We start from the raw sequence: 18,343 nt of genomic DNA on the forward strand, positions 1-18,343 counted from the left end.
CTGTTCTAACCTGATTATTTGATAAAAGCATTCGGATCGATAATAAGCGCTACTTGTCCGTCTCCAAGAATGGTGGCTCCGGAAATCCCCTGCACCTCAGGCAAATACTTGCCGAGGTTCTTGATTACAATTTCGTTCTGGCCAATGAAGTCCTGCACGGCCAAGGCAACCAGCCGTTCTCCTTTGCGGACAACCACGATCTCCGTCTCCTCTTCCGTGCTTTCATCATAGTCCGGAATAGAGAAGATCTTGCTTAGGGAGACCAGCGGAATATGGCTACCCCGGAACTCCAGCATCCGGTTGCCGTGAATGGTGCGGATCTGGGATTGCTTCACAATTCCAGTCTCTACGATGGAAGAGAGCGGAATGGCATATTTCTCTGAGCCAAGCCGAACCAGCATTGCTGCAATGATCGACAGGGTCAGCGGAAGCTGAACGGAGAAATTCGTACCTTTGCCCGGTGTTGAATAGATGGTGACATTGCCGCCCAGCGAAGAGATTTTGGCTTTGACCACATCCAGACCCACGCCACGTCCCGATACGTCAGAGATTACCTCAGCCGTACTGAAGCCCGGCGCGAAGAGCAGCTGGTACGCTTCGTCATCCGACATCGTATTAGCCTGTTCCTGGGTAATTGCACCCTTTTTGACGGCAGAGGCCAGTACATTCTTGGGATAGATGCCCTTACCATCCTCTTCAATCTCAATGAAGACATGATTGCCGCTATGGAATGCTCGTAAATGAACGGTTCCTGTCTCCGACTTCCCGGCAGCGATACGGTCCGTGATAGATTCAATCCCGTGGTCTACCGCATTACGCAGGAGATGCACCAATGGATCACCAATCTCATCAATTACGGTACGGTCCATCTCTGTATCCGCGCCGGTGATGATTAGATCCACCTTCTTGTCCAGCGATTTCGCCAGATCGCGGATCATACGCGGGAACCGGTTAAATACGGTGTCTACCGGAACCATGCGCAGCTTCATGACAATATTCTGCAAATCTCCGCTGACCCGGCCCATATGCTCGACTGTCTCGGTAAGATCACCGTTCTGGACCTCAGAGGCCAGCTGCTCCAGCCGGACACGGTCAATAAGCAGCTCGCTGAACAGATTCATCAGCACATCCAGGCGCTCAATATCAACACGGATGGTCCGTGAAGGCGACGGCGCTCCTCCTGCCCGGGCCGGGGCAGCTTTGCCGTTCTCTTCCTTGGGGTGCACAGAAGCAGCAGGTGAAGCAATACCGGCAGCTGTGGGAGCAGCCTCCTGCACCGGAGCCGGGGCAGGCGCTTCGGCGGTAGCTGCCGCAGTGTCTTGTCCCATTTGGCGAAGTGACTCCTGATCAAGCGCCACAGCAGTAACCGCTTCGATCTCCGACAAATTCAGAATCATCTTCTGAATTTCACTTGCATCCTTTTGGGTTATGTAGTAGAGGGAGAATCCGTAATCGAATTTCTCCTGCTCTATGTCCTGAACCGAAGGGAAGGATTTGACGACTTCTCCTGAACGCTCCAAAAGGTCGAAGACCATGTAGGCACGTACGGCTTTGAGCTGACAGTCCTTGCGGATAGCCACATCCACATACAGCACCTGATGGCCTTCCTGAAGGGACTGCTCCAGCACAGAGTACTGGAATTCATCCAGGAACACCTGGGCCGCACTGGCATTGCCGGACGCAGCAGCAGTGACTTCAGCAGAAGCATTGCCGGCAGAAGGAACCTCTCCGCGAACGATAGTCTGCAGGGAAGAGACAATGGCTGTTACATCGGCCTTGCCCGCCCCCCCGCCGGTGATATCCTCCACCATGGATTCCAGAGCGTCAATACTTTTGAACAGGGTATCAAAAATGAAGTCCTGCATCCGCAGTTTGTTATTGCGCACCAAATCGAGCACATTCTCCATTTGGTGCGTAAGCGAAGCCAAATCTTCAAAACCCATTGTAGCCGCCATACCTTTCAAGGTATGGGCGGAGCGGAAAATCACCTGAACAATACTCAGATCCTCCGGATTCGCTTCCAGCCCCATCATGCTCTCGTTCAAAGACTGCAGATGATCATTTGACTCATCAATAAACATGGATAAGTATTGGTTCATGTCCATGAGCGGGTACCTCCCCTTCGAGTTCGCTATTCCATTATTTAACGGCTTGTACCAGCCTTGGAGCAATTTCTTGCAAAGGCAGGATGTGTCTTACACACTTCAACTCTACTGCAGACCTCGGCATTCCGTAAACCACACAGGTTTCTTCACTCTCTGCAAAGGTTGATGTCACCCCTGAATCGTAGAGTGCTTTCATCATACGGGCCCCGTCGCTGCCCATCCCCGTCATAATGACGGCATGACGTTCCAGCGAGGTAAGCTTCAATACCGATTCAAACAGTGTATCTACAGAAGGACGATGTCCATTGCGGACCTCTTCCTTAGTAAGCTCTATCATGTATTGGCCGCCAGGCGCAGGAACCACTGTCAGGTGATAGCCCCCGGGGGCTATATACGCTGCTCCCTGCCGGAGAACCATACCGTGCTCCGCTTCCGCGACCTCCAGCGCGCTAAAGGTATTCAGGCGCTGGGCCAGCGATTTGGTGAAGTTAGGCGGCATATGCTGGACAATGACAATTGGTGCCGGGAAGTCTCCAGGGATGTTCTCCAGGAACGCCTTAAGTGCTCTCGGACCTCCTGTTGAGCAGCCTACAGCAACCAGCTTACGCACGCCCCGGCTTCCGCTTACCTGGCCTCCTGATGCTGCAGGAGGTTCAACGAACGAACCTGCAGCAATTTCAGCAGCTGCACGTTGTCCAGTCCATCCGGCGCCCTGCACTTCCTTGGAACGGCCTTTAAACCTTTCGGGAGCCGATTTGGGCACTACTGGCGCGGGCTTGATTACCCGCTTCGCAGTAACTGGCTCAGCTCCGGCCTCCGGCTTCCGTTTGTCAGCAGGCGGTTCAATCGGTGCCTTGACCCTCGGCTTCTCCGTGCCCTGAAGCGGTGCTTTATCCGCCTCTCTCTTGGAGGGCTCCAGCTTTCGTCTCACCGGTTCCACACTAGCCCGCGGAGCAGTTAGTTCAACAGCAGGAGAAGGAGGCTCAGGCAATTTGACGGCAGAAGCGCGGGCTTCACGCCGCTCGCGCGCCAGCATCGCCTCCTTCATCTGCTCCCGGAGGGATTCTCCGACAGCGATGATATCCTGGGAGTTTGAAATGGACGGCTTTCGGATGAAATCGAAAGCCCCCCACTCCAAGGCCAGAATCGTCTCCTTCATACCCTCTTCATTGATACCGGACAGCATAATCACCGGGAGCGGACGCTGGGCCATGATACTTTTTAGCGCCTCCAGGCCATTCATTTCAGGCATCTCCACATCCATGGTTACGAGATCCGGACAAAGCTCGTTAACCTTCTCAATCGCCTCACGTCCGTTAGCAGCTGTCGCTGTGACTTGAAAGTCGGCATCATTCTCTATTAAATCGGAAATGATCTTGCGCATGAATGCAGAATCATCAACAACCAGAACTTTATATGGCCTCATAGCTTTCCACCTCTGTCCCTCAAATTCAGAACAATTATCTGTTTCGTTTCAACCACTTGCTGATGAATCCCTTGATGCCTTGTACTTTAGCGGTTTCTACTGAATCAACAGCCAGATAACTCTGTGCAAGCCTCTGCACATCCCTGGCTGCAATACTGTTCGGAAAAGCCACTGAGAATGGAATTTGTTTCTTAACCGCCTGTACCACATGCGGATCGCTGCTGATGTAACCAAGGAAGGGAAGCTCAAGCTGCAGGAACCGGCTGGCCGCCATCCGGATTTTGTCGCTGGTAGCCCGTGCCTCCCGTTCATCCCCTGCCTGATTGACAATCAGTCTGAACGAGACCTCCGGATGCGAATTATGAACAACCTTCATCAGTGCATACGCATCTGTAATTGCTGTAGGCTCAGGTGTGGTGACCACCAGGCAGTCGTCGGCAGAAGTGATGAATTTCATCGTTTCCTTGGACAGCCCCGCCCCTGTGTCGAACAGGATGAAATCCATGGTATCGGCAATGCTTGCAATCTGTGTGGTAAAGTAATTCAGATCCGCCTCCGAGAGTGTGAACAGTTCGTCCATCCCGGAACCCCCTGCAATGAAGGGCAACGCTTGCGGTCCGAGCTGAATGATCTGTCCGATATCTGCTTCCCGCTTGAGCAGGTGGTACAGATTGTATCTGGATGAGACACCCATAAGGACATCAATATTAGCCATGCCGATATCGGCATCGAACAGAAGAACTCTCCGTCCCATGGCCTTCAGTGCAAGCGCGAAGTTAAGGGTGAAATTCGACTTCCCGACTCCCCCCTTCCCGCTGCATACCGTGATGATCCGTGCAGAGGCACCGCTTCCGGGAGCCTGCCTTGTATCCTGACTGGAGACCAGCCGTCTTAACGCCTGCGCCTGGTCCATCACCCGCCCCCTGTTCCCAGCAGCATGCCGCCAATCTGCTCCCCTGTTGCCATTAGAAGATCATCAGGAACATTTTGTCCGTTGGTAATATAAGAGAGCTTTAGCGGGTAATCATTCAGAACATTGAACAGCGGGCCATAGCTCCCAGTTTCATCCAGCTTCGTGAATACAACCTTATCCAGCTGGTATCTGCCGAAGTGCTCCGCGATCTTTTTCATGTCACGGCTCTTCGAGGTCAGGCTCAGCACCAGCAGGGTCTCACTCTTAAGCTCCTTGGCCAGCAGACTCTGTAGTTCAGCCACCAGCATTTCATTGCGGAAATTGCGTCCGGCGGTATCCATGAGCACCAGATCACAGCTCTCCAGCCGGAACATCGCCCGCTGCAGATCTCCAGGTGATTGGACAACCTCCAGCGGTACGTTGAGAATGGAGGCGTAGGTTCTAAGCTGTTCAACGGCTGATATCCGGTAAGTATCCGAGGTAATCAGCCCGACCTTTCGTCCCTGCTTGAACAGCTGCTCCGCTGCCAGCTTGGCAATCGTTGTCGTCTTGCCGACCCCTGTCGGCCCGGCAATATATACAATCCGGGTATCCGGGGCAATACCGCCGGCAATTCGTCCCGCCAGAAAACCGTCAATCTGCTCTCTAAGCACAGCCTCGAATTGCTCCGGCCCCCAGCTGCTTCCTTCCTCACGGTAACTCTCCAGAACATATCCGATCCATTCCTCTACGAGAACAGCGTCAGTCTCCTGGTCAATCAGGCGGCTACGTAAGGATTCCAGCGCATCCGGCAGCTCGGCAGCCCTTGAGGAATAACGTGCGATACGTTCCATCCATTGCTTCATATCCCGGATCTCCCGCAGGACATCACTCTCAGTGGCAGAGGCACTCGCACTCTCAGGTTCAGGCTGTTCTGCTGCAAGCGATTCATAGATGGCTGCAAGCTTCTTCCGGCTCTCCTCCGGCTGCGGTACAGACGGCTGGCCTGCTGCAATATCCTCAGTGCGGATAACCGGCGGCTCAGTCTTGGCTAAAGGCGGCATCACAGCGACACCTCCGCCCTGCTCCAGTGGATCAGCCAGTGCTGCGGCAATCTCGGCAAACGACTTGGCTGCTGCCGCCTCCCTTACCGTCACAGGCGGCGGGAGAGGAGGAGCAGCGGCTGAGGCAGCCTTCTGATAGGCCTCTGGCACTGCATTTCGCGGTACGTTCATCGGCGGTGCAGGAATCTTCTCCTGCGCAGCCGCCTTTGCACCGTTCTCCACAGCAGCCACAACCTCAATCTTCTTTTTTGTGAACATACCCATGAATCCGCCAACCTTTATTTCTTTGGTGCTTAAAATAACGGCATCGCTTCCAAGCTCGCTGCGGATCGAATGCATGGCGTCAGGCATCGTATCGACCACATAACGCTTCACTCTCATAAGTTCACCACCCCGACGCTTTGAATTTCAATGTTTGGCTCCAGCTCGCTGTAGGAGAGCACAGGGATATCCTGCATGGTTCGCTCAATAACCTGTCGCAGATACATGCGAATCGTTGGAGAGGTCAGTACAATCGGCTGCTGGCCGGACTGCAGGAGACGGTTGATCTGCTCTGTAAGCCGCTGATAGACGGTTTGGGTAGATACCGGATCAAGCGCCAAGTAGCTGCCCTGCTCGGTCTGCTGTACGCTCTCGGAAATCTTTTTCTCAAGCCCGGGACCTACGGTAATGACACGCAGGGTCTCCCCCGTCTGAGAGAACTGCTGGGTAATCTGTCTGGAGAGAGATTGCCGTACATATTCAGTCAGAATATCAGGGTCCTTAGTATAAGTGCCGTAATCAGCAAGCGTCTCGAAGATGGTGACGAGATCGCGGATGGATATTTTCTCCCGCAGCAGCTTGCCCAGCACCTTCTGAACATCCCCGACAGCAAGAATGGAAGGAATGAGCTCGTCCACCAGCACAGGGTAATTCTCCCTGAGATTGTCGACCAGTTGCTTCGTCTCCTGACGGCCCAGCAATTCGTGTCCATACCGTTTGATCAGCTCGGTCAGATGCGTGGCTACAACGGAAGGCGGGTCAACCACGGTATAACCGGATAACTCAGCCCGCTCCTTCACCGACTCATCGATCCATAAGGCAGGCAGACCAAAGGATGGTTCGATAGTCTCAATCCCGCTAATCGACTCGTCATCATACCCGGGACTCATGGCAAGATAGTGATTAAGTAATAATTCACCGCCGCCAACGTTATTTCCTTTAATTTTGATGACATATTCATTCGGTTTTAGTTGAATATTGTCGCGTATACGAATAACCGGCACGACAAGACCCATCTCCAGTGCACATTGCCGTCGAATCATGATGATACGGTCGAGCAAATCGCCGCCCTGCCCCGTATCCGCCAAAGGAATCAGACCATAACCAAATTCGAATTCGATCGGGTCCACCGTAAGCAGATTGATAACACTTTCGGGACTTCGCACCTCTTCGATCTGCTTCTCCTCGACCAGTTGTTCATCGGCAATCTGCTGCCTGCTGGCCTTCTGTCCCATACTGTAAGCCGCATAAGCCATCAGCCCCGCCAAAGGAAGCGTGGACATAATCGTAATCGGGGTAAAGAACCCCAGAAACGCAATGGTCGCAGCCACTATGTATAGAAGCTTCGGATAGGACAGCAATTGTCCGGTCAGATCCTCGGCCAGATTGCCCTCCGAAGCCGCGCGGGTAACGATGAGACCGGAAGCCGTGGAGATCAGCAAGGCCGGAATCTGGCTGACCAGACCGTCACCGATGGTCAGGACAGAGTAGGTTGAGAGTGCTGTCTGGAACGACATACCATGAACGGTCATACCGATAATGAAGCCGCCGATCAGGTTGATAATGAGGATGATGATACTGGCAATGGCGTCCCCTTTAACGAACTTACTCGCACCATCCATGGCTCCGAAGAAATCCGCCTCGCGTTCGACATTACGGCGGCGTTCCCGTGCCTGCTGCTCATTAATCATCCCCGCATTCAGATCCGCGTCAATACTCATCTGCTTACCGGGCATCGCATCCAGCGTGAAGCGGGCGCCTACCTCGGCCACGCGCTCCGAACCCTTGGTGATAACAATGAACTGAACCACAACCAGGATCAGAAAGACAATGAACCCGATAGCGATCTGTCCCCTGGCAATCCAGCTTCCGAAGGTCGCTACGACCTCCCCGGCATGGCCATCAGCCAGAATCAGCTTGGTTGTTGACAGGTTCAGCGCTAAGCGGAACAGCGTTGTGATCAGGAGCAGTGAAGGAAATATTGAGAACTGCAACGGATCTCTGGTATTCATGGCGACCAATATAATGGTCAGGGCTATCGAGATATTGACAATTAACAGTACATCCAAAAGCCAGACAGGGATGGGCAGAATCATCATAAGCACAATACCGATAATGCCCAGTAGAACTGTTAAATCTTTAGCTTTCAATGTCCTTAACCTCCCCCGGCTTATCTCCTCTTGCCTTTAAGCTTATATACATAGGCCAGCACTTCGGCAACTGCCTGGAACAGATCGGCCGGCACTACATCACCGATCTCCGCTCTCTGGAACAATGCCCGTGCCAGCGGCTTATTCTCCATCGTTACAACACCATGCTCCTTGGCCAGTTCCCTGATGCGGAGTGCCACATAATCCTGGCCCTTGGCTATAATCTGAGGAGCCTCCATTGTGGAACCGTCATACTTCAGGGCGACTGCAAAGTGGGTCGGGTTCGTGATGATAACATCAGCCTTGGGGACCTCCTGCATCATCCGCTGCATCGCCATTCTGCGCTGACGTTCCCTGATCTTGCCTTTGATGATGGGGTCGCCCTCCATCTTTTTGTACTCATCCTTAATGTCCTGCTTGGACATCTTGAGACTCTTCTCATGCTCGTATTTCTGATAGATATAGTCCAGTACCGCCATTATAAAAAGAGCCGCTGCAATCTTGATGCCCAGGCTCATGGTCAGCTTCGCAACGAAGGCGTATGCCCCTTCCGCATCGACATGCGAGAGGCGTGCAAAACTCTCCTTCTGTCCCCAAAGCGTACTGTAGACCAGATAGGCAATCAGGATGAGCTTGAAGATAGATTTGAGGAACTCTACTACGGAACGCATGGAAAAAATATTTTTGAAGCCTTTGATGGGGTTTATCTTGCTGAACTTAGGCGTAATTCCTTCGCCTGAAGCCATGAAGCCTACCTGTGCGAAGTTAGCCACGAGCGCCAGCAGGAAGGTGATGCCCAGCAGCGGAGCAAGCAGAATGAGGATCTGCAGCCCGTACTGGTTAAACAGCGTAGTGATATTCTCCGGTGTTACCTCAAGCATCATCCGGTTCTGGAACACATCTGTGTAGAGCTTGATAAACCGTTCTTTCATGAAGCCGCCGAAGACGCTCAGTGACAGCAGCGCCGAGAAGAGGACCACTGCGCCTGACATTTCAGCACTTTTGGCAACCTGCCCCTTCTTGCGGGCGTCCTGCCGTTTCTTCGGAGTGGCTTTCTCTGTCTTATCTCCTCCGAACAGCTGAAGGTTCAGTTTGTATCTTGCCTGTTTTGCCAAGACAATCTCTCCTTACCGTAGCCTAAGGACTCTTCCCAATGAGGCCAAGCAAGTTGTGCATGGACTCGAACATAATCTCGAAGAGATTCTGGAACAGCGCAGCCATCCCCGGCATCAGTATAAGAAGCAGCGCCAGACCGATAATGATTTTGAGCGGGACACCGATGACAAACACATTATATTGCGGAGCCGTTCTCGCCAGGAAGGCCAGGCCTACATCCGTCAGGAACAGTGCAGCGACCAGCGGAGCCGACATTTGAAAGGCCAGCATAAAGGATTGAGCAAAGGTGCGGATCAGAAACTCTGACAAGCTTCCGCCGATCATTTTGAGGAACAGGTCATTATCGATCGGCACCCATTTATAGCTGTATACAATAGCATCCAGCAGGTAATGGTGGCCATTCATGCTCAGGAACAGCAGCAGTGCAATCATATACTTGAAGTTACCGATAATCGGTGCCGATGCCCCGGTCATCGGGTCAATGACGTTCGCAATCCCGAACCCGATCTGAATATCGATAAAAGAGCCCGCAGTCTGAATCGTCATAAACATCAGGTAGGCGATAAACCCAAGCAACAGCCCGATTAATGCCTCCCTGATAATCAGGAGGATAAACCCCAGATCCTGCGGAACTGTAATATTCATGCTGCCTGAGCTGAAGATGACCATCGATACAAAAAAAGACAAACCAATTTTGAACGTTGTCGGCACGCTTTGCGACGAAAAGACAGGAACGACAACAAAAAAGGCGGTAATTCGACAAAAAATCAGCAGAAAGACAGGAAAACTTTGCACCAGGGTCTCTATATTCATAGACTCAACCGATATACATATAGAGACTGCCCAGAATTTGGCTGGTGAAATCCACCAGCTTCGTTATAATCCACGGACCGAACAGCAGTAAAGCAAGCAGTACGGCAACGATTTTGGGAACAAACGCCAGGGTCTGCTCCTGAATCTGGGTTGTGGCTTGAAAAATACTGACGATCAGTCCTACCACCAGACCAAGAATCAGCATGGGGGCGCTGGTCTCCAGCACTAAATATACGGCTTGGCCGGCCAGGCCGATAATAAACTCCGCATTCATCCCATGTACCTCCTCTTACAAGTCAGGTGTTAAAACTCAGCAGCAGTGATTTGACTACTAGGTACCAGCCGTCCACCAGCACAAAGAGCATAATTTTGAAAGGCAACGATATCATTACCGGCGGCAGCATCATCATCCCCATGGCCATCAGGGTGCTGGACACCACAATATCAATAATAAGAAAAGGAATAAAAATCATAAAGCCCATGGTAAACGCCTTTTTCATCTCGCCGATTGCAAAAGCAGGTACCATTACTGTTAAAGGAATATCATTATAGCTGGCTGGCTTCACTGTAGCGTTATTGCCGGTATAGTTCATGAACAGCAGCAGGTCCTTCGTATTCGTCTGCTTGAACATAAATTCCTTAATCGGCTCCTGCGCTTTGTTCAGAGCTTCGCTCTGGGTCAGAGTGCCCTTCATATAGGGCTGTAAGGCCGTCTCGTTCACAGTTGCCAGTGTCGGCGACATAATGAACAAGGTTAGGAACAGAGCCAGTCCTACAAGCACCTGGTTCGGTGGCATCTGCTGTGTACCCAGTGAGGTTCTCACGAACCCCAGTACGATCACAATCCGCGTGAAGCTGGTCATCAGCACCAGGAATGAAGGAGCAATGCTAAGCACCGTTACCAGCAGCAGGATAGAGATGGAGCTCGTACCCCCGCTTGGAGCATCATTGTCTCCCACCGAGATATTGATATTAGGAATCGGGTCAGCATGAACCGGATGCAGGAGCAGCACACTGAAAATACCAAGCAACAAAAAAGAAAGAATCAGCTTTTTTTTCATAAATCCTCCGACTCTTTCCTGAGATCCTCATCCCTGCGCAGTTCCTCCAGCTTCTCCTTGCGCTCTGGCGACAGGGCAAGCTTGGATTGCAGCGTCTCATAGAAAGACGAAGTCTCATGAATCTCAATTTCCTGGGACGGCACCTCACCGCGCAGCTTGGACTTGATTTTGCCGATAAGCGGTGCAATGAAGTTGTCTGTTCCTGAGGCCTGGTCTTCAAAAGCGGATATAATCAGCGCCACCTCTGCCGGATCGGTGATCTTATCCATCATAGTGATGTCCTCGCCCACTCCGATCAGATAGAGGCTGCCGCCCAGCTCAATGACCTGAATCGACTTATTCGGACCCAGCCCCAGCGCACCCAGCGTACGGATGGAACGGCCGCTCATCAGAGTCTGATTGCGGCGTCCCAGAAAACGGATCAGCAGCACGATAAGAATAACAATGACTGCCAGAAAAAAAACAACCTTCAATAAATTCAGCAGGGCATTACTACTGTCTCCGAGCGTTCCGGAAGCAAATAACATACCTCGTTCCTATATACCCAGCGTTTTGTTGATGGCTTCAATGACACGGTCTGCCTGGAACGGCTTCACAATAAAGTCTTTGGCACCGGCCTGGATTGCATCAATAACCATAGCCTGCTGACCCATGGCTGAACACATAATGACTTTGGCATTGGCATCTACTTTTTTGATTTCCTTAAGGGCGGCAATTCCGTCCATTTCAGGCATGGTGATATCCATCGTGATCAGATCCGGACGCAGTTCCTTAAATTTCTCTATAGCCTGTGAACCGTCCTGGGCTTCACCCACTACCTCAAATCCGTTTTTCGACAAAATGTCCCGGATCATCATTCTCATAAATGCTGCATCGTCCACGATTAGAATTCGGTTAGCCATTTTTACAAAATCCTCCCTAAGTATGCTTATTGTAATTTTTGTATACGGTCCCACTGGCTGACGATATCCGTAACGCGGACACCGAAGTTCTCGTCGATAACTACGACTTCCCCCTTGGCAATGAGCTTGTTGTTAACCAGAATGTCAACAGGCTCACCTGCCAGCTTGTCCAGTTCAATAATTGAACCTTGCGACATTTCCAGAATATCTTTAATCTGCTTCTGGGTCCTTCCTAATTCTACGGTTACCTTCAGTGGTATGTCCATCAATAAATTTAAATTATTTTCGTCAATATTGCCAAAAGCCCCTGCACTCAGATTCGCAAATTGCACAGGCTGCACATTTACATTACGGCCCTGTGCAGGATTCTGCGCCTGAGGCTGCGGATAGGGCATGCCCTGCGGCGGCATTCCGTAAGGCGGCATGCCCTGCATCCCATACGCCGGCATCCCTGCCGGAGGATAATAATATCCCCCTTCCGGCATTCCCGGATAAGGCGGCATTCCCTGGCCCTGCGGCGGATATTGCGGAGGGTACCCTCCCGCCTCCGGCGCTGGCATTTGCTGCTGAGCTGTAGGCGGAGCCTGTGCCGGTTCCGGTGCAGGCGCTGGTGCGGCTGCCGCAGCCGGAGGCGGTGTTGCTTCCGCAGAGGAGACGGCCGCTTCCTGGTCAGCCTGGCTGACATCGCCTAGCAGCATGGTCACCATATCCTTGGCGAATTGTACAGGCAGCAGCTGCATAATGGTGGAATCAATCAGATCGCCGATCTTGAGGCGGAAGGAAATCTGGATTAGCGTCTCATCATCCGGCAGGCTTCCTACACCTTCTCCGCTCGACATGTTAAGAATGTCAATGCCTGGCGGAGAAATATTGACGAATCTGTTGAAGATCGTTGACATTGAGGTAGCGGAAGAACCCATCATCTGGTTCATCGCTTCCTGCACGGCACTGATATGAATCTCATTCAGTTCCTCGTCCTTAGGATCTCCTTCCCCACCGAGCATCAAGTCGGCAATGACCTGTGCATCCCTGATCTTGATAACCAGAGAATTGATGCCCTGGAAACCGTCGACATACTGTACGTGAACAGCCACATGAGGTTTGGGAAAGGCTTCCTCGAACTCTCCGCGTGTAATAATGGAAACCTTAGGGGTAGTAATGTCTACCTTCTTACCCAGTAGGGTGGAGAGTGCGGTTGCCGCACTTCCGAAGGTGATATTCCCAATTTCTCCCAGTGCATCCTGTTCAAAAGGTGTTAAGTAATCATCCACGGTCTTCGGTGAAGGAGCCAAGTTGCCTTCCGCAGACTGTCTAAGAAGAGCATCTATCTCTTCCTGGGACAAATAATCTTTACTCGTCAAACTCTTCAACCCCTTCGCTGACAATCTCGTCTATTTGCACAGCCACACGTTCTTTGATCATCCCCGGACTTCCAATGAATTTCAGCTTGTCCCCCACCTTAATCGACAGACCGGAATCCACCGTCTTGTTAAGAGAAATCACGTCGCCGATGCTGAGCCCGAGAAATTCAGCAATGGATAAATTCGATTCGCCAAGCTCCGCCACGATCGGAAGCTGCGCCCGGTGAACCCGTGCCCGGATGGCTTCGAGCTCTACCTCATCCCGCACCTTTTTCTCGGAGACAAACCACTGGTGCACCGAGAGCCTTGACATAATCGGCTCCAGCACAACGTGCGGGATACAAAGGTTGATCATCCCCGTCGTGTCTCCTATTTTGGTACTGAGGGAGATCAGGGCAATCGTTTCATTTGGCGATACAATTTGCATAAACTGCGGATTCGTTTCCAGCGCCTCCATCCTGGGATGGATATCAAGCACTGTCTTCCAGGCTTCCTGCAGACTTTCAAAGCATCTGCTGAAAATCCTCTCCATAATGGTCGTTTCGATTTCAGTCAACGCATTGATTTTGGAGGGTGCCGTTCCGAAGCCGCCAAGCAGACGGTCCAGCATTGCAAAAGCAATATTCGGATGCACCTCCATCACCATCCGGCCCTCCAGCGGCTCGGCCTCAAAAATATTCAATATCGTCATTTTGGGAATGGAGCGGATAAACTCGTCATAAGGGAGCTGCTCTACTTGAACGACATTGATCTGCACGAAGGTGCGCAATTGGGCCGAAAAGTACGTTGTAAGATAGCGGGCAAAGTTATCATGAATCCGGGTAAGGCTGCGGATATGATCTTTGGAGAAACGCACGGCCCGTTTGAAATCATAAGAGCGGATCTTTTTAGTGGTTTCTTCTTTTTTAAGTTCGTCGGCATCCATTTCACCGGATGAAAGTGCAGCAAGCAGAGCATCAATTTCGTTTTGTGATAGTACATCAACCAATTCAATCACCCCCCCATCAAAGAATAGACCCGCCTGCAGCTACATAGATGCCAGTATGAATTTGGTGAATTCAATCTGGGTGATGGAACCTTCTGTCAGGTTCTTATTGATGATATTCACCAGTTTGCTGCTGAACTGATCTTTGCCGCTGGCCCCATTCAACTCCTCGGGTTTGGCATCGGCAATCGCTTTGATAATCAGCGGTGTTATTTTAATAGATTTTATCTTTTCGAATTCTTCCTTGGACGACGCCGAATCTAATTGAAGCGCGATGTCAACTGAAAGGATGTAATCGGGATCGGCAAGATTAGTTTTGATATCTTTGATTTCGGCTGTCATCTCAACAATTTGATCAGCAGTCATCTTCTTCGTCTCCACGTTCTGGACAGCCTTGCTCACTTCATTCCCATCACCTGGGAAAATTTTGTCCATTAGTAAGAATGCAGCGACTACGATAAGTGTAACGGCCAGCAATATCGTGATGAGCCATGGCAGCATCTTTTTCATGAAAGCTCCTCCATTGACTGGACTTTAATGGTGGCAGCGTGTGTGCCTATGTCCCTGTTATATTCCTTAATCTTGCTAATGACTTCATCGGCTTTTTCAAGCACGATCAGTCTTTTGCCGGTTACCAGCGTAATATACGTGTCCGGTGATTCTTCAACCATTTCAACCAGCAGGGCATTCAGCCACATCCCCGCCCCGTTCAATCTTGTTACCGAAATCATGACAGGCCTCCTAACCTAAATAGGGGGAGGAGATCCTCCCCCACGACTGCAATAACATTTCCGCTGCGGGCAAAACGTTATTTTTCAGCAAGTTACATATTAATAATCAAGCTTAACGCTTCAGATTAACTACTTCCTGCAATACTTCATCGGAAGTGGTGATAATCCGCGAATTCGCCTGGAATCCACGCTGGGTAACAATCATTTCCGTGAACTCACCGGTCAGATCCACATTGGACATTTCCAGCTGGCCGGCAACGATAGTACCTGTCCCTACTTCTGCATTGTTGGCAGTTGTCGGCTCCAGCGCACCTTCAGCACTTGCATTTAAGGTCATCCGGTACAAGTTGCCGCCGATTTTCTCAAGGCCTCCCGGATTGCTGACTTTGGCAACACCGATCAATAAATCTGAATTTATTGTCCCATCCCCCAACGTTTGCAAAATCGTACCATCACTGGAGATAGAGAATGATGTAGCACCCTCGTCTAATTGAATAGCTTCTGAATTTGAATTAAGGACATGCAGTCCGTCCGAGGTCACTAGATTGCGGCTGGCATCCACATGGAAATCTCCGGCACGGGTCAGGAAGGGAACATCCTGATCGCCCGAGAGCTTCACCAGAAAAAATCCGTCTCCTTCAATTCGAAGATCTGTAGGGTTGTTGGTAGTCATCGCACTCCCCCCAGTATGCAGGGTGTCAACGGAACCGATGGACACCCCAAGACCGATCTGCTTGGCATTGACACCGCCTTGTCCGCCATCCACGGGTGCTGTAACCCCGGAGACCGTCTGGCTCATGATATCCTTGAACATCACGCGTCCTGACTTGAAGCCGATGGTATTGACATTCGCAATATTGTTACCAATGACATCGAGCTTGGTCTGGAATCCGCGCATACCTGAAACCCCTGAGTACATAGATCTTAACATTATTAATCGTCCTCCCGGTTATAGAGTCTTCTGACTCTTAAGAATTGAAAGATGAAGCTGGAGTGGTGGCCGCGTCAGTCGGTCGGCAGCCACTATCGGCTCTCCAGTAAGGACCAGCCGATGTCAAGATATAATTACTGCACTGTCAATCTGCGTGAATACATTGTCCTTCATTGAATTGCCATCCATCGCTGTAACAACTGTCCGGTTCTTCACACTAACAATAAGTGCCATATCCTTCATAAGAATCAGAGATTCTTTGCTGCCCTTGGCGGCTGCTTTGTCTACCGCAGAGGAGATCTGATCCAGTTGGCGGCTGCCAAGCTCGATTCCCCGCTGCTCCAGGCGTTTGGCTGCATGGTTACTGAACTTCAACATATTCTTCTGCAGCACACTCTCGAACGACGCTTCAGGACTTGAGGAGCCCTTAACAGATTGCTGACGTTGCAAGGCGGAAGGATGTACAGCTGCCGGATATAATTGTCCGATAGTTATTCTGTCACTCATGATGTCTCCCCGCTCTCCCCGTTTGTCGCAGTCTCACTGGCTGCCGGAGTCTCACTGGTTGCTGGACTCTCGCTAGCCGCTGGAGTCTCACTGCCCGCTGGAGGTGTAGTACCAGCATTCTGAATTTGCGTAATATCTGTTAGAGCAATACGCTCCTTGCCTACCACTGCGTATTGCACCCCGCTGCTGACAACAATCGATTCAACATTGCCTGATTTCGGCAATTTCGTCTCAGCATCCGTCCAGGTGATATCCTTCCCGATCAATCCTGACACAGAGCCAAGAGACTGATTCAGTGCTGTAAGCTGGGTGGATATGTTCATAAGCTGCTCTACAGATGAGAATTGAGCCATTTGAGCGATGAATTCCTTATCCTCCATCGGCTGCATCGGGTCCTGGTTCTGCAGCTGGGTAATCAGTATTTTCAAGAACTGATCCTTGCCCAGTGTAGAGGTGCCTGTGGTCTTGGGTGTCTTATCATTCGCTACATAATTCCACTGGTTGCTGTTAGACACGGGATTCGTTGCCATATTATTTCACCTCGCTTGTTCTGTTCATCAAATCTTGGTTGAGAATCCGCCGCTCTGGTTGGTATCTTGCTGGGTAGCAGAAACCCAATCCTTCCATTCGCCATTAAGCTCTGCGGCGAGCACGGCATCTGCCGATTCTTCCTGGTGTTCCCGCGAACGTCTGCCTTGCTGCTGTCCGCCCGCGCCTGTCTGCTGACCCTGCCCTCCGGTCCACTGTGACTGAGGGGAGTTGTTGTTCTGCGTCACTTCGAGGCGCTCTACCTGAAGTCCCTGGGACTGCAATGCCAATCGAAGCTGGCTCATCTGCTGCTCAAGCATATCCTTGGTTCCGGCATGCTGGGTCATGAACTGTGCCACCAGATTTCCGTTTTGCATGGTAATCTTCACATCCACTTGTCCAAGATTCTCTGGGAATAAGGTGATCGTAGCTTCAGCCACTCCGCCCTTCTTGACAATCTCAAGCTTACCGCTGATGAAGGTGTTCATCTCCTGGGCGAATTGCTGGACCGGCACTGGCGCGGCTTCCGCCTTCAGCGGTGCAGTAATTCCGTGCCGCAGCGATAATTGGCCGGCCGTTACAACCTCCGGCTCCTGAGTCGTCCCTTCTCCAGATAGTAAAGGATCTTCGGCAGACACTGTCTCCTTCAATGTGGCAGTCACTACCGCGGCAATAGGAGTGGAACCCTCAGGTGCAGTTACAGCTTCGGAATTGCCAGCCACAGCTGCTGCATTCAACATGAAACCTGTGCTCGCTGAAGCCCCCAATAACCTACGGACATCCGTTGCCAAATCTCCCTTGCTATACATTCCCACCCTAGGCTCGCTTTCCGTTGCCTGCTTAAGCGACACCGCTGGAGCATCAACAACTGCTGGAGTCTTGTTAGCCATGGACTTGTGATTAACAGGTGCACTCTCCGCCATAATAGCTGAGAATTGATTTAGAAGCGCAGCTCCTTTGGCAGCAGTCTCCTGATCCCCGCTGACAGCTGCTATCTGAACCCGTTGAACCAGGCTGTTCAGTTCATCTTGAATGGCAAAGCGCAGGGTTTCAGGGTTCTTGGCAAGTGGCGACAAGCTGATGGATGTGTCAGCAACAGTAGCTGAGGCATCCTGTGAACCTGGAGAGGGATTGCCGGACACAAGAGCAGATACTTGAAGCAGCCAACTTTGAAGCGCAGCAATTAGTGCCGGATCAGCCTCCAGACTGGTGTCAAGCTTCTCTATATCCTGCACAAGACCTTCCAGCAGCTTCGTTTGCTTAACATCTGTACTACCTGCCTCTTCTCCCTTAGCCTGAACAGCACTGAGGAGTCCCTGCAATAATGAAGCTAAATTACCGGCTACGGGAGTCTCAGTGCCTTTGGCAGTCGTAACTCCCCCCATGCTCTGCACAAGCGTCTGGGCAAATGGCATCGACGGGTTAACTGTCCCGGTTGTCCCCTGCGTTGTTCCGCCGGAAGCAGCCAGATTGCCTGCGGTTAAGGTTTGTAGAATAATACTCATCTTTT

19 protein-coding genes are annotated in these 18,343 nt (G+C 51.4%); all 19 read right to left on the reverse strand.

The window, feature by feature from the left end; translation table 11 throughout:
* Positions 1-14: 14 nt before the first annotated feature.
* On the reverse strand, positions 15-2,105 hold the full coding sequence (locus tag NYE24_RS06460) for a chemotaxis protein CheA (RefSeq protein WP_342478314.1): 2,091 nt from the start codon (positions 2,103-2,105) through the stop codon (positions 15-17).
* 34 nt (positions 2,106-2,139) lie between these two features.
* Positions 2,140-3,531, reverse strand: a complete 1,392-nt coding sequence (cheB, locus tag NYE24_RS06465) for a chemotaxis-specific protein-glutamate methyltransferase CheB (protein WP_342478315.1) — start codon at positions 3,529-3,531, stop codon at positions 2,140-2,142.
* A 34-nt stretch (positions 3,532-3,565) separates the two neighbouring features.
* Positions 3,566-4,447 (reverse strand): MinD/ParA family protein, encoded by an 882-nt coding sequence (locus NYE24_RS06470; protein ID WP_036692542.1) that lies wholly within the window; start codon positions 4,445-4,447, stop codon positions 3,566-3,568.
* On the reverse strand, positions 4,444-5,868 hold the full coding sequence (flhF, locus tag NYE24_RS06475) for a flagellar biosynthesis protein FlhF (protein WP_342478316.1): 1,425 nt from the start codon (positions 5,866-5,868) through the stop codon (positions 4,444-4,446). Before flhF ends, NYE24_RS06470 begins: the two co-directional genes overlap by 4 nt.
* Positions 5,865-7,898 carry a flagellar biosynthesis protein FlhA gene (gene flhA / locus NYE24_RS06480; RefSeq protein WP_036692533.1) on the reverse strand — a complete coding sequence of 678 codons (2,034 nt, stop codon included), beginning with the start codon at positions 7,896-7,898 and terminating at the stop codon, positions 5,865-5,867. The genes flhF and flhA overlap by 4 nt, the downstream gene beginning before the upstream one ends.
* Positions 7,899-7,918: 20 nt before the next feature.
* Positions 7,919-9,013 (reverse strand): flagellar biosynthesis protein FlhB, encoded by a 1,095-nt coding sequence (flhB, locus tag NYE24_RS06485; RefSeq protein ID WP_084648837.1) that lies wholly within the window; start codon positions 9,011-9,013, stop codon positions 7,919-7,921.
* A 22-nt stretch (positions 9,014-9,035) separates the two neighbouring features.
* Positions 9,036-9,827, reverse strand: coding sequence for a flagellar biosynthetic protein FliR (fliR, locus tag NYE24_RS06490; protein WP_036692526.1), 792 nt, complete (start codon positions 9,825-9,827; stop codon positions 9,036-9,038).
* Positions 9,828-9,831: 4 nt separating this feature from the next.
* A complete protein-coding gene (gene fliQ / locus NYE24_RS06495) occupies positions 9,832-10,101 on the reverse strand; it encodes a flagellar biosynthesis protein FliQ (protein WP_036692523.1) in 270 nt (89 codons plus the stop codon).
* A gap of 22 nt (positions 10,102-10,123) precedes the next feature.
* Positions 10,124-10,888: a flagellar type III secretion system pore protein FliP gene (fliP, locus tag NYE24_RS06500; protein ID WP_036692519.1), complete on the reverse strand. Its 765-nt coding sequence runs from the start codon at positions 10,886-10,888 to the stop codon at positions 10,124-10,126.
* A complete protein-coding gene (locus NYE24_RS06505) occupies positions 10,885-11,415 on the reverse strand; it encodes a flagellar biosynthetic protein FliO (RefSeq protein ID WP_342478317.1) in 531 nt (176 codons plus the stop codon). Before NYE24_RS06505 ends, fliP begins: the two co-directional genes overlap by 4 nt.
* Positions 11,416-11,424: 9 nt before the next feature.
* Positions 11,425-11,790 (reverse strand): response regulator, encoded by a 366-nt coding sequence (locus NYE24_RS06510; protein ID WP_036692515.1) that lies wholly within the window; start codon positions 11,788-11,790, stop codon positions 11,425-11,427.
* Positions 11,791-11,816: 26 nt separating this feature from the next.
* Positions 11,817-13,151: a flagellar motor switch phosphatase FliY gene (fliY, locus tag NYE24_RS06515; protein ID WP_036692512.1), complete on the reverse strand. Its 1,335-nt coding sequence runs from the start codon at positions 13,149-13,151 to the stop codon at positions 11,817-11,819.
* The gene (fliM, locus tag NYE24_RS06520) at positions 13,141-14,139 is read right to left on the reverse strand and encodes a flagellar motor switch protein FliM (RefSeq protein ID WP_036692509.1); all 999 of its coding nucleotides are present in this window, start codon (positions 14,137-14,139) and stop codon (positions 13,141-13,143) included. Before fliM ends, fliY begins: the two co-directional genes overlap by 11 nt.
* Positions 14,140-14,178: 39 nt before the next feature.
* Positions 14,179-14,646 (reverse strand): flagellar basal body-associated FliL family protein, encoded by a 468-nt coding sequence (locus tag NYE24_RS06525; RefSeq protein ID WP_036692501.1) that lies wholly within the window; start codon positions 14,644-14,646, stop codon positions 14,179-14,181.
* Positions 14,643-14,867 carry a flagellar FlbD family protein gene (locus NYE24_RS06530; RefSeq protein ID WP_036724671.1) on the reverse strand — a complete coding sequence of 75 codons (225 nt, stop codon included), beginning with the start codon at positions 14,865-14,867 and terminating at the stop codon, positions 14,643-14,645. Before NYE24_RS06530 ends, NYE24_RS06525 begins: the two co-directional genes overlap by 4 nt.
* Before the next feature lie 112 nt (positions 14,868-14,979).
* Complete coding sequence (flgG, locus tag NYE24_RS06535; protein ID WP_076158285.1) at positions 14,980-15,798, reverse strand: flagellar basal body rod protein FlgG; 819 nt, start codon at positions 15,796-15,798, stop codon at positions 14,980-14,982.
* Between the two features lie 123 nt (positions 15,799-15,921).
* Positions 15,922-16,305 (reverse strand): TIGR02530 family flagellar biosynthesis protein, encoded by a 384-nt coding sequence (locus NYE24_RS06540; RefSeq protein WP_076158282.1) that lies wholly within the window; start codon positions 16,303-16,305, stop codon positions 15,922-15,924.
* Entirely contained in the window at positions 16,302-16,835 is a 534-nt protein-coding gene (locus tag NYE24_RS06545) for a flagellar hook capping FlgD N-terminal domain-containing protein (protein WP_036692493.1), read from the reverse strand. Before NYE24_RS06545 ends, NYE24_RS06540 begins: the two co-directional genes overlap by 4 nt.
* Before the next feature lie 27 nt (positions 16,836-16,862).
* Positions 16,863-18,338, reverse strand: coding sequence for a flagellar hook-length control protein FliK (locus tag NYE24_RS06550; protein ID WP_342478318.1), 1,476 nt, complete (start codon positions 18,336-18,338; stop codon positions 16,863-16,865).
* Positions 18,339-18,343 lie beyond the last annotated feature (5 nt).

The sequence above is a fragment of the Paenibacillus sp. FSL H7-0350 genome (assembly GCF_038593195.1).
Taxonomy (GTDB): domain Bacteria; phylum Bacillota; class Bacilli; order Paenibacillales; family Paenibacillaceae; genus Paenibacillus_AQ.

Coding starts and splice junctions, on each gene's coding strand:
- NYE24_RS06460 (WP_342478314.1), bottom strand. CDS start 2,105: ATGGACATGAACCAATACTTATCCATGTTTATTGATGAGTCAAATGAT.
- cheB (WP_342478315.1), bottom strand. CDS start 3,531: ATGAGGCCATATAAAGTTCTGGTTGTTGATGATTCTGCATTCATGCGC.
- flhF (WP_342478316.1), bottom strand. CDS start 5,868: ATGAGAGTGAAGCGTTATGTGGTCGATACGATGCCTGACGCCATGCAT.
- fliR (WP_036692526.1), bottom strand. CDS start 9,827: ATGAATATAGAGACCCTGGTGCAAAGTTTTCCTGTCTTTCTGCTGATT.
- fliQ (WP_036692523.1), bottom strand. CDS start 10,101: ATGAATGCGGAGTTTATTATCGGCCTGGCCGGCCAAGCCGTATATTTA.
- fliP (WP_036692519.1), bottom strand. CDS start 10,888: ATGAAAAAAAAGCTGATTCTTTCTTTTTTGTTGCTTGGTATTTTCAGT.
- NYE24_RS06505 (WP_342478317.1), bottom strand. CDS start 11,415: ATGTTATTTGCTTCCGGAACGCTCGGAGACAGTAGTAATGCCCTGCTG.
- NYE24_RS06510 (WP_036692515.1), bottom strand. CDS start 11,790: ATGGCTAACCGAATTCTAATCGTGGACGATGCAGCATTTATGAGAATG.
- NYE24_RS06525 (WP_036692501.1), bottom strand. CDS start 14,646: ATGAAAAAGATGCTGCCATGGCTCATCACGATATTGCTGGCCGTTACA.
- NYE24_RS06530 (WP_036724671.1), bottom strand. CDS start 14,867: ATGATTTCGGTAACAAGATTGAACGGGGCGGGGATGTGGCTGAATGCC.
- flgG (WP_076158285.1), bottom strand. CDS start 15,798: ATGTTAAGATCTATGTACTCAGGGGTTTCAGGTATGCGCGGATTCCAG.
- NYE24_RS06540 (WP_076158282.1), bottom strand. CDS start 16,305: ATGAGTGACAGAATAACTATCGGACAATTATATCCGGCAGCTGTACAT.
- NYE24_RS06545 (WP_036692493.1), bottom strand. CDS start 16,835: ATGGCAACGAATCCCGTGTCTAACAGCAACCAGTGGAATTATGTAGCG.
- NYE24_RS06550 (WP_342478318.1), bottom strand. CDS start 18,338: ATGAGTATTATTCTACAAACCTTAACCGCAGGCAATCTGGCTGCTTCC.